At 43.1% G+C, this 11,903-nt stretch carries 9 protein-coding genes; 6 read left to right on the top strand and 3 right to left on the bottom strand.

Going from position 1 to position 11,903, the window contains the following annotated elements; translation table 11 throughout:
- Positions 1 to 338: 338 nt before the first annotated feature.
- From ACQY3F_RS17990 to ACQY3F_RS17980, 3 genes are all read right to left on the bottom strand, one after another.
- Positions 339 to 860 carry a hypothetical protein gene (locus ACQY3F_RS17990; protein ID WP_428356363.1) on the bottom strand — a complete coding sequence of 174 codons (522 nt, stop codon included), beginning with the start codon at positions 858 to 860 and terminating at the stop codon, positions 339 to 341.
- Between the two features lie 314 nt (positions 861 to 1,174).
- On the bottom strand, positions 1,175 to 3,970 hold the full coding sequence (locus tag ACQY3F_RS17985; protein ID WP_428356362.1) for an insulinase family protein: 2,796 nt from the start codon (positions 3,968 to 3,970) through the stop codon (positions 1,175 to 1,177).
- A 163-nt stretch (positions 3,971 to 4,133) separates the two neighbouring features.
- Positions 4,134 to 5,243 (bottom strand): hypothetical protein, encoded by a 1,110-nt coding sequence (locus ACQY3F_RS17980; protein WP_428356361.1) that lies wholly within the window; start codon positions 5,241 to 5,243, stop codon positions 4,134 to 4,136.
- A 201-nt stretch (positions 5,244 to 5,444) separates the two neighbouring features.
- Here ACQY3F_RS17980 and pssA point away from each other — a divergent pair, with 201 nt between their 5' ends.
- The 6 genes from pssA to ACQY3F_RS17950 all read left to right on the top strand — a co-directional run bounded on the left by pssA (position 5,445) and on the right by ACQY3F_RS17950 (position 11,865).
- A complete protein-coding gene (gene pssA / locus ACQY3F_RS17975) occupies positions 5,445 to 6,194 on the top strand; it encodes a CDP-diacylglycerol--serine O-phosphatidyltransferase (protein ID WP_428356359.1) in 750 nt (249 codons plus the stop codon).
- 271 nt (positions 6,195 to 6,465) lie between these two features.
- Positions 6,466 to 8,001: a 2-isopropylmalate synthase gene (locus ACQY3F_RS17970; RefSeq protein ID WP_428356357.1), complete on the top strand. Its 1,536-nt coding sequence runs from the start codon at positions 6,466 to 6,468 to the stop codon at positions 7,999 to 8,001.
- A 136-nt stretch (positions 8,002 to 8,137) separates the two neighbouring features.
- Complete coding sequence (locus ACQY3F_RS17965) at positions 8,138 to 8,803, top strand: uracil-DNA glycosylase (protein WP_428356355.1); 666 nt, start codon at positions 8,138 to 8,140, stop codon at positions 8,801 to 8,803.
- 2 nt (positions 8,804 to 8,805) lie between these two features.
- Positions 8,806 to 9,360, top strand: a complete 555-nt coding sequence (gene rimI / locus ACQY3F_RS17960) for a ribosomal protein S18-alanine N-acetyltransferase (protein WP_428356354.1) — start codon at positions 8,806 to 8,808, stop codon at positions 9,358 to 9,360.
- Between the two features lie 165 nt (positions 9,361 to 9,525).
- Positions 9,526 to 10,167, top strand: a complete 642-nt coding sequence (locus ACQY3F_RS17955; protein WP_428356352.1) for a DUF6781 family protein — start codon at positions 9,526 to 9,528, stop codon at positions 10,165 to 10,167.
- 36 nt (positions 10,168 to 10,203) lie between these two features.
- Positions 10,204 to 11,865 (top strand): ABC1 kinase family protein, encoded by a 1,662-nt coding sequence (locus ACQY3F_RS17950; protein ID WP_428356350.1) that lies wholly within the window; start codon positions 10,204 to 10,206, stop codon positions 11,863 to 11,865.
- Positions 11,866 to 11,903 lie beyond the last annotated feature (38 nt).

Below are 11,903 nucleotides of genomic sequence, written 5' to 3'. Positions count from 1 at the left end.
AGTAAGACACTTTTAAATGGCTTAGTTTAGTGTTTATGCAATCACCCGTTGTGATTCCTCTTAGCCCTGCGTCAATTATGGGGGGCAATAATGACCAACCTATACCCAATAGTTAAGATAGACAATATAGATTACATTACTTTAACGCAGCAACTTTCAGGTATATAGCTTCCAGATTACCAGCCAGTCTGAAGCATAAATAATGGCTATGTCTGCATTAGCTGTTGGTAAGACCTAAAGGCCAATGATTGCGGGCATTTATATTTTACTATGACCCGCATAAAAAACAATAACTTAGGTGGTCGCCAACACTTAATGAGTACATAGCCTAAATAATACTACTTAAGCAGTTCTGCAAAAGGCTTAAGCTGTTTGTTATTATGTTGTCTACAGACAGTTAATAGATAGGTTTTGTCAGCAATATTTATCGAACTATCTTCCAGTGTGGTTTGGCGTTTGCATCGTGTGCCTTTAGCGGTACTGCCCTGACATTGTCCGCTGTTATCTTTTAAATCAATGATGTTCTCGTTAACGGTGCTTGTGGTGCTTTTTTCTGCAGCCGGAGTCTCCAGTTCTATTGGCTCAACTGGGGTTGGTTCCTGGGTAATTATAGGGGTAGGATTTTCTGGCTCTGGATTGGTCTGCTCTTGAGTAATAACTGGAGCCGGATCCTCTTGTGCCTCGAGCGGGGGAACACAGTTCAGTTGTTTTCTAAATATGAAGATAAATCCAACAATCGCGAGAAAAGGCCAGATGGGCATAGCACTGGAAAGACTTTCTTCAGCGGCAAATAAAGTTCCAGAGTTAAGGCTAATACAAGTTGCGAGGATTGGAGCAGATATACTTTTCTTAGAGAGCATTTTATTTCCTTTAGGTTAACAAGTTGTATTCGTTTATAGCGATTTTGTAAAAATAACACAATCACAGCAATTAATGAAATATTTCCTAACACTAAGGAACGAGAATTTAATAATACCCGTCCCTTAGAGACTGTGAAAGTATCTTATGTGGCTGGGGTAGAAGTACGAAACCCAACAATCGAGGCCACCTAAACTAATGATTGTCGGCTTTCTCTAATCTACGAAGTGTGACTTGTTTTGAGTGTCATTGATTGCTTTTACAGCCTGTCTAGCCTTATGTTTAGTCTCCGGGGTTAAAGACCCAATCCAGGTGGCTAAAGTTTATTATGCCCTTGTTTAAAAGTGTCGATATCGATAATCAGCTCTGGATTAGCAAAATCGTCATTACTGAATTGATTGCCTAATGCATAGCTGCGTAACTCGCGTGGCTTATCTATCAGCCAGTCTTTATAGACGGCTATTAAGCGCTGCTTATCAATCTTACCTACCGCTTTAGCAATACGCTCTTTAGTATCGAAATCAGTGTTTTCTCGGTCTATTTCCAGCCAGTTTCTATAGCTTCTTTTTTTCAGGCTTTTATCTTTTTCCAGCAGGCGAGTAATCAATCCGGCCTTATAGCTTTCCAGTTCATGCTCTGTCATTGCCTCTAATTCCTGTAGATAGGAATTGATAAAAGTAAGGTAGCTAGTTTCTATTTCAGGTACTGATATAACAGGCGATTGCATAATAAAGATAATACCTGGCATATCTTTCATAGGCAGGGCTGCAACACCCAAATTGTAGCCTAGTTGCTGGCGAGTACGTAGATCGGCAAAGAATGGGGGAGACATAATACGCCCTAATAACTGTGCTTCTGCTTGTGACTGGATGCTTTTATCGGGTGCCTGGAAATACAGTGCCAAGGCAGCATCATGATTATCAATCGTTAAGCGACGTGCATTCAGGGATTTTTCTGTCAACTGAATAATGCCTGCACTAGGTACTCGCGGTGCTTCAGCTGTTAAACCCATTTGCTGGCTGAGCATGGCGGAAATATCTTTAGCTTCGCTAGCCGTGTTATTTCCCTGCAATAACATCGTGACATGCAGTTGTTTTAGAAAATCCGTAGCGAAAATCTCTAAATCCTGGCGCGTTATGCTATCTAAAGCAGTCAATTTTTGCTCATTTGTCCAGCGCCGTTCGACCAAAGTACGTTTAAGTTCAGCGAGAATTTGCTGGAAGGGTTGTTGCTTTTGTGCGTTGGATAATTTTTGTTTGAACCGTGCGGTTAAAATATTAAAGCGCTTTTCTGTTATCTCAGGTGCTTTGATTGCAGCAATAATTCGTTCTAACAAGACGGTTTGTTTTTGATCATAACCAGACAGAGCAATACTAATGCCTCGCTCCGTTGGATAAACTGAATAATTTAATCCTGCCAGGTGAGCGGGGTATGCGTAGCTGTTGAGTTGTTTATTGACAATGCCGGTGAACAGTGCGGTTAATAAGCTATTGCGTGGAGTTTGAGTGGCAATAGGCGATTGTAGCGCTATAAACAAGTTGCTGCGGGGAACATTGAAGCTGGTGTCTAGCTGGTGCCAAACATTAATACTGCTGTCCTGCAGTATTAATTTTGGGTGAGTCTGGGCATCTTGGTTAATTCCGGCCTGTGGCGTTTTTAGCTGTAATGCATCGGGTATAAATGGGTTGGCAGCGGGCAAAGCTAATGCTGGATTGATGGGCGAGTGTGACCAGGTGTGGAGTAGCTCTGGGTCAATATTGGCAATGCTATAATCCACCTGGTAATATTCTTCGGTTTTATCCGTATCAAGGTCTTGAGTATTTAAAGCAATCAGGACTCGATCAGGCGTTAATTGGCTTAATAATTGTTTGCTTAAGTCAGGTCTGAATTGCTCAATCACATAGAGGCCGCGCAATACATCTTCCGGGGCATAATATTGTATGTTGCGAGCCAGCCCGGTTACTGTGCTACTAGCATCATGTTGTTCTTGATAACGAAATTGCAGGGTCGCCATCTGGCTTTGTTCTTGCCATAGCCATTCTTGAATATCATTGTTTTGTAAAAGCCTGATATATTGAAAGACGATATCGATAATCTCATGGGTATGTTGCAATCCGGCCTGGGTTAAATTAATACCCAGGTGCAAGCTGGATTCCTGTGCATTATTGCTAAAACCAGCGGATGAGCTGAGTTCATCTGCCCAGCCTTTTTCTTTTAGCAGAGCAAGAATACTCCCTTCGCCTTCATGTCCAAGTAAGGACTGAAAATAAGCACTGGGCTTGGCAAGATAATGAGACTGAGTTTCTGGCAAGGGAAAAATAAGGCTTAATTCACGCTTTTCCTGTAGCGATTTGATATTAATTTGCTGTGCCATTTGTGCTGCAGTTAAAAATGGCTGGGTGAATACTTTGTTTGCTGTTTTCTGATTGGGAATCGCAGAAAATTTGTCAGTGACCCATTGTTTTAAAACCGGCAATGGTTCATTTGCGAGCACCACTAATGTCATTAAATTCGCTGAATAATGCGTTGCATAAAATGCTAACAGGTCATCACGTACCAGGTCATTTTCTCTGTCGGCTAATGTTTCCAGATTACCAACGCTAAATTTAGCGTAAGGACTTTGCGGGTTAAATGCTTGTTGCAGGCCCGCAAAATAACGCCGATTTTCAGTTTTAATTTTGCCGAGGTATTCAGAGTTGACTGCATTTTTCTCCCGTTCTACAAATTCAGCATTAAATAAAGGCGCGGTAAAAAACTGACTGAAACGGTCTAGTGCAGGTTCCAATGAAGCATTTTTTATATCAAAAAAATAGTTGGTGTGTTCGCGTGCAGTATAGGCGTTTCTGGAGCCGCCATGTTTAGCAATAAAGCTTTGGTACTCATCAGCATCGGGATATTTTTCAGTGCCTAAAAACAACATATGTTCTAGAAAATGTGCGAGTCCTGCGAGGTCATCTGGGTCACTAGCGCTGCCGACAAAGACATCCAGGGATGCGGCGGCTTTTTTGGTTTCCGGGTCAGAGATAATAAGTACTTTTAAACCATTGTCCAGAGTGAATGCCTCATAGTGGCGGCTGTCGTTCTGGCTTTGAATAATGTCAGCTTTAGGCATAAGCAGTCTGTTTGATGTGCAGGCGTTGCAAAGTAACGCAATGAGAAGAATAAGGAGTTTTGAGTGTAAGGTCATAGCAGGTCAAGTTTACTTAGGTATGTTTAACTGTGTTGAGAATACTGGAGAAAGTAATTTTCCAGATATTTTCTGAGATAAGGAGGTTTTAATTTTCGCTAACGATTTTAATTTTACTAAACCCGCCATTCGTTGTGCGTAAATTGGTTACCTGGCCTCGATATAACCGCGCACTTACCGCGAGAATAGTTTTACGGTAGACAAACAGGCGAAAATCAGTTTTAAACTTTTCCCCATCGGGTGCATGCGTAATGGTTGGCTTAATACGCTGTTGGACTAATGTTTCGTGAGGCACCAGGCTATTCAGTTTGCTTTTAGTTAATTTATCACCTACATATACGCCTCGACTGGCATAGCTGGTCGTTGGCTTGAACACTTTTTGTTTGCGCTCTGCCCATAAAGTTTCCTCAGGGTGTGAGGATAATAATTGGGTATGCGGGATAGCTTGTTGTAAACGAGCTGCCTCCGCAGGCGATAATAAATCCTTAAAAAAATCATTATGGGACCAGTCAACCATACGTTGTTTATCCGCCAGTAGGCCATAAATGCGGGGGTTGGGTGTTAAACAGACGCTTTTTTGTTGCCATGCCTGGGCTATGGGTTGCATTTCAGAGCTGTTTAAATAAAAATCACAATGGCGGTTATAAATCAGGTCGATAGCCTGGTCTTGATAATACAGGCGAGTATTCTTTATTTCAATCTGAGCAGGGTCAATAATCACGGCTTTTATACCTGCTTGCTCAAATAGTCTGGCAAAAACCTGCATTTCAGCATACAGAAACTGCTGTTCTGGTAACTGATCAATGATTGCAATTAATCGAGGTCGTGCACTAGGGTCTTGACGAAATAAGCGGTATTCTTGTAAAAAAGTATTTAATAATTTAGCGGCCAGTTTTTTGGGGAAATCAGTCGCGTCTATTTGATAACTACGCGCAGCAAACCATAAGCCGCCTGCATTATTATTCACTTCAATTAGTTTGACCTGCTGCGTATCAGCTATATGAAAGTCATAGCCCATTAATACCGAGAAATGCCCAGGGTCGAATTGCGCTGTTGGGGGAAGGCTGGTTAATAGCGGAGGGTAAGCAGGGTTTTCACTCAGCTCTTGTAAATCACGTACCAGTTGTATCATCTGCTTTAAACAGCGGTATGATAGATTGACTGTATGCGGGCTAATGCCGTGTTGTTGATTATTCATATTGCCGCGTATTCTTACATGGAAACTCTATAAATTAAATATCTGATTGTATAGCGCAGGGTTTTCGAATGAGCGGTTGTTTATTTTTTACGCCAAATTTCCACAAAAATCCGTGCTCAACTGATGTTTTTAGGTTAAATGCTATACAATAGTCTGCATTATTATTTATATTTTATAAAACTGTTTAGCAAACCCTTAGTCATGACTGAACCGGATCAGAAAAGCTCAAAAAAACGTAATCGTGGAATTTACTTATTGCCAAATTTGTTTACTACAGGGGCTTTGTTTTCTGGTTTTTACGCCATTGCATCGGCAATTTCAGGACGTTATGAAATAGCTGCCATCTTAATTTTTGTCTCGCTAATTCTGGATGGCCTGGATGGGCGTGTTGCGCGCATGACCAATACGCAAAGTGAATTTGGTGCTGAATATGACAGCATGGCCGATATGGTTTCTTTTGGTGTTGCGCCTGCTATCGTTATGTATTTGTGGTCTTTATCTTCATTAGGACAGGCGGGCTTAATTGGTGCTTTCGTGCATTTAGCGGGTGGCGCATTACGTCTGGCAAGGTTTAACACCCAATTGGCAACGCAGGATAAACGCTATTTTCAAGGCTTGCCTAGTCCTGCCGCGGCGGCTATTTTAGCGGGTCTGGTTTGGGTTAGCGAAAAATATGAGTATGGAGTTGATGGCTGGCCATGGCTGGTTTTAATTATGACAGTAGCGACAGGTTTATTGATGGTCAGCAACTTCCGCTATTATAGTTTTAAAGATATAAATTTGCGTGGCAAAGTGCCTTTTGTGGTGGTTATCGGTGTCATGTTAGGTTTTGCCGTTACTTTATCCAACCCTGCAACGGTTTTATTTTTCTTTTTCTTTGGTTATGCCTTGTCAGGTCCTATTATGACTATGTTATTATTACGTCGTAAGCGTCAGGGACGCATGAATTAACATAATGAATCAACAAGAAAACCAACACAATATTATGATCAGCAAACAACAGGCAATACATGTTTATTCTTCCGCTAGTTGCCTAGGCCGCCATCTGCCCTGCTGGGCATCTCTATAATATTCTCTAAATATACAACGATACGGATTCGCGCGATAAGCTTTCACCCCTAAATAAAGGCTGAAATACCTCCTAGGCTCTCCTCGACTACAATGAATCCGTGTCATATATCACAAGCTGGCTAAACATAAGCCACCATGAATGGAATTTCCCATGAAAGATAAATTAATAATATTTGATACGACTTTGCGCGATGGCGAGCAAAGTCCGGGTGCGTCGATGACGCGTGAAGAAAAGGTTAGAATTGCACGTGCTTTGGAAAAATTAAAGGTCGATGTGATTGAAGCGGGCTTTCCTGCGGCGAGTGACGGTGATTTTGCTGCCGTGCAAGCGGTAGCTGAGACGATCAAAGACAGTACGGTCTGTGGACTTGCGCGTGCTTTGGATAGAGATATAGACCGTGCGGGAGAGGCCTTAAAACCAGCTCAAAGCTCGCGTATACATACGTTTATTGCAACTTCACCGATACATATGCAAATGAAGTTGAAAATGTCGCCTGAGCAGGTGATTGAGTATGCGGTAAAAGCCGTTAAGCGAGCGCGCAAGTACACGGATAATGTCGAATTCTCCCCTGAAGATGCCGGTCGTTCCGAAGAGGATTTTTTATGCCGTATTTTAGAAGCGGTTATCGATGCCGGTGCGACCACCTTAAATATCCCGGATACTGTGGGCTATAGTATTCCGGCTGATTTTGGTGCAATGATAGGCAACCTAAGGCAGCGTATTCCGAATGCTGATAAAGCTGTTTTTTCAGTGCATTGTCATAATGATTTAGGTTTGGCTGTGGCAAATTCTTTGTCTGCGGTAATGAATGGCGCGAGACAGGTAGAATGTACTATTAATGGTTTAGGCGAGCGTGCAGGTAATGCGGCTTTAGAAGAAATCGTTATGGCGATTAAAACTCGGCACGATGTCTTTGCTTGTGATACCCGCCTGGATACTCGGGAAATTCTTACCTGTTCTAAATTAATTTCCAGTATTACTGGATTTCCTGTGCAGCCGAATAAAGCCATCGTTGGCGCAAATGCCTTTGCGCATGAGTCCGGTATTCATCAGGATGGTGTATTAAAGCATCGTGAAACCTACGAAATTATGCGCGCTGAAGATGTGGGTTGGTCAGCAAATCGTATGGTTTTGGGTAAGCACTCGGGGCGTAATGCGTTTAAAAATCGCATGACGGAATTAGGCTTTGAATTTCATAGTGAGTCAGAGTTAAATGATGCCTTTTATCGCTTTAAGCAATTAGCGGATAAAAAGCATGAAATTTTTGATGAAGATTTGCAAGCCTTGATTACCGAGGTGAATACCGATAGCGAAGAAGAGCATTATAAGTTAATTGCTTTAAAAGTGTGTTCTGAAACAGGGGAAACTCCGAGTGCAAAAGTCACCGTTAAAGTGGGTGAGCAGGAGTTCAGTGCTGACTCGGAAGGGAGTGGAGCGGTTGATGCCAGCTTAAAGGCAATAGATTCTATTGTTAAGTCAGGTGCTTCTTTAGAGCTTTATTCTGTCAACAGTATCACCAATGGTACTGATGCTCAGGGTGAAGTGACTGTGCGTTTGGAGAAAGGTGGGCGCGTTGTTAATGGTTTGGGCGCCGACACAGATATTGTTATTGCATCCGCGAAGGCCTATATCAATGCGCTAAATAAACTTGAAAATAAAGGTGAAAAGCAGCACCCGCAGGTGTAGTTGATTATTCTGTTTTAAACGATGTAAGTAATTTAAACGTAGGGCGTGGCTTTAGCCCGCCGATGCCAAAGTATTGAAAGGCGGGCTAAAGCCACGCCCTACCTAAATAATAAACCCGTTGGAGTTCAGGCTGGTAATGGATAATACAACACGCTTACAATATCTATCAGCGATGGGCATAGATGTCTGGGTGCCTCGAGCTGTTGAAAATACTACCCCCAAGGATGTCCCGCTAGCTAAAATTGAGCAGGATAGTTGGGAGATTCTGCACGCTGAAATGCTCGTATGTCAGCAATGTGAACTAAGTCAATCACGTCAGCAGGTTGTTATAGGCGCAGGAAATCAGCAGGCCGATTATATGTGGATCACAGAAGCGCCCAGCGAGGAAGATGATCAACAAGGGCTACCATTTGCTGATCATTCGGCTGAGCTATTTACAGAAATGCTACGGGCTATGCAACTCAGCAGGGAGCAGGTTTATATTACGCATATCGTTAAATGCCGCCCTGCTGAAGATCGTGATCCAAAGACTCAGGAATTAGAAGCTTGTAACGCTTTTTTGCAGCGCCAGATTGCCTTGGTTCAGCCTAAGCTATTAATTGCTGTTGGCCGAATTGCTGCACATAAATTATTGCAAAGTAAAGCCCCTCTGGCTGAATTAAGGGGAGTCGAGCATCACCATGCAGGCATTCCTTTGATTGCCATGTATCATCCGGCGTATTTATTACGCTCATTAACCGAGAAGTCTAAAGTGTGGCAAGATATGCAACGGGCTTTAACTCTTTTTGAAAAAGTAAAATAAACATGTTTAAACAAGTATTGAAGCAAATTAAAGGCTTAGTCACCTATGATGCCGACCGGGAATTTTACGCTAAAGTTTTTCCGGATAGCTTAAATCAGGTGGAATTGATGCGTTTTCGTAAAATGAGTAAAGCGGATTTACCGCGAGTGCTGGAGATCGAAGGGCAGGGGTATAATTACCCATGGAAAGAGCCGATATTTCACGATTGCTTAAATGCAGCTCACTATGATTGCTGGGTGAGCGAGGATACTGAAGATAAAATAACCGCTTATTGTATTGTTTCAACAGCGGTGGGTGAGGCAACTGTGCTTAACCTTTGTATCGACCCGGTGATGCGTAAGCAAGGCCTGGGGCGAAAATTTATGCAGCATGTCATTGAAAATGCTCAAGCAAAAAAAGCCGAAAGTGTGTTTTTAGAAGTAAGGCCATCGAATACAGGTGCTATCGCTTTATATGAAAGTATGGGCTTTAATGAAATTGGTATTCGACCAGGATATTACAAGGCTGAAAATGGTGTACGCGAAGATGCCGTTATGATGGCTTTTACTATCGTTTAAATCGCTTTAAAGGCTATTAAATTCAATGTATTAAGTTTGATTCAGGTTTGCATTTTGTTCTTTGTTATTCAAGGGGCGATATGTTTCTTGCTCAGTAAGATAAGGGAAAATGAAACCTACAAGATTCTAAATCAGTAATATTAAATATCTTTTTTGGAGAAAATCATGGTTGATAATAGTAGGCAAGAACAACAACAGGCGGCACGGGATTCTGTTATCCGTGGTAACGATATACACAATGAAGTGCGCAATATCGTTGTTGATGCATTGAAAGACGGGCAGATGGAACCTGGACATATTAAAGAAGTGTTGCAGGCTGTGGTTAACGGTGCTTTTGAGGGTGCGAATAATGCCGCGCCTGAAGCAAAAGCGATCATGCAGCAAACAGTCGCCGGGATTGATGATGCATTAAGCCAGGTGGCACAAGCTTCTTCGCTGGCAATTGAGGAAGCAGCTGATAATGTCGAGCACTTTACCGAGCACGATTTGAAGCGTGCTTTAACTGATTTGAATGATCTTGAAAAGCTGTTTTTAGATACTTTGAATGAGGTTGCAAAAGGCGGTCAGGAAGTCACCTCCAATACTATCAGCAATATAGTCAGTCATCTACAACAAAGCTCCACTTCAGTCGGACGAACAGTCTCTGAGACTTCCGGTCACTTAAGCGAATTTCTTAGCCGTAAAGGTAAAAATATTCAGCTGGCAGATGTCGCAAAAACGACAGGTGCCTCTGTCGCCCGAGTTGCCAGTGGCTTGCTCGCGGGTATTGCGGATAGTTTAGCGCCAGATGATAAAGCAGGTCGATGACTATACATCGATACTGGTAAGCCGGGTTTAGGCTAAATGATATTAGGAACTTTAAATGCCGCCAAGGATCTTGGCCGGGTACATGAGATTGCATTAATCCTGATTCGCTATGGTTTTGGCGATGTAGTGCGTCGTCTGGGTCTGGCGAATATCATCGACCGTGCAGGTAAGGTTTTACATTGGGCCGAGGTTGAGGAACTGGCTCACCTGGAGCCGCCTGCCAGGGTGCGCAGAGCTTTAGAGGAAATGGGCCCGACGTATGTAAAATTAGGTCAGATTCTGGCAACACGTGCAGATTTATTCTCTCAGGAATGGATTAAAGAATTTACCAAGCTGCAAGATCAGGTGCGTGCCGTGCCTTTTAGTGAAGTCGAGCCACAATTACTCGAAGATCTAGGCGGTGAAATCGATGATTTTTTTAGCGAATTCGAACGTGAGCCTTTAGCAACCGCATCCATCGGTCAGGTTTATCGTGCCTGCCTAAAAGGGGGACAACAGGTTGTAGTCAAAATCCGCCGGCCTGGTATTCGGGCCATAGTAGAAGCTGATTTACGCTTACTCAAGCAATTAGCCGAAATAGCAGACCGAGAAAGCATAGATTTAAGGCGTTTCCAGCCTAAAGAAATTATTCATCAATTTACCTTGTCGATGCGCCGCGAACTGGATTTAGCCGGTGAGGGTCGTAATTCAGAACGTATTGCTGCATCTTTTTCCAATGACCCTGTGCTGGTTATTCCAACAGTATACTGGCAACTGACTTGCGAGCGGATGAATGTACAGGAATATATAGACGGAATTCCTGCGCGGGATCTTGTAGCGATTGACAGTGCAGGTCTGGATAGGCAGCAACTGGCAAATAGTGGCGCTGATGTGGTCATGAAAATGGTGCTGGAAGATGGTTTTTTCCATGCGGATCCGCATCCCGGCAACCTGTTTTTTCTGCCTGAAAACCGTATCGCTTTCATTGATTTTGGTATGGTCGGGCGGCTAACAGAAGAGCGGCGCGCACAGGTTATCCATCTTTTACAGGGAGTCATCAGTCGTAACACCAGTCAGGTGGTCAGGATTTTATTGAAATGGGCGGGAGATGCGCCGATTAATACCGAAAGCCTGACCACCGACGTCGATGGCTTTATCGATCAGTATCACGATGTGGCACTGAAAGACATTGATATCACCACATTTATAACAGATTTAATGACTTTGCTGCGCGACCACCATCTGATGCTACCGCCAGACCTGACCTTATTGATGAAGACCTTGATTACTCTGGAAGGCATGGGGCGGCAATTAGATCCCAACTTTAATATAGTGCAGGTGGCAAGTCCCTTTATGCGCCGTGCTTTATTTAAGCGCTATACTCCCGATGCATTACTAAAGCGGGGCTGGGAAGGTTTTTCCGAGATGATGGAATTAATGACAGAGCTCCCTAATGACTTACACCGCATACTGGAGCTGGCACGGCGTGGCGCTCTTGGTGTACGCCTGGAGATTAACAAACCGGAGTGGCTAGGCAAAGAGTTAGACAGGGTAGTGAATCGCTTATCTGTCAGTTTGATTACTTCGGCGTTAATCGTCGGTAGTTCAATTGTTTCGACAGTGGAAGGTGGGACTTCCTCTTTCCTCGGGCTGATTGGTTTTGTCGGGGCTTTTATGGGGGGAATCTGGTTATTATTTTCTATCTGGCGTAGTGGTTAGTTTGTAGTCAGCACTAAACAAACCTCTCTCGTATCTAT

This window comes from Methyloprofundus sp., from assembly GCF_965251085.1.
Taxonomy (GTDB): domain Bacteria; phylum Pseudomonadota; class Gammaproteobacteria; order Methylococcales; family Methylomonadaceae; genus Methyloprofundus.
Note: the sequence above shows the minus strand (reverse complement) of the source record. Positions and strands in the feature narration are given on the sequence as shown.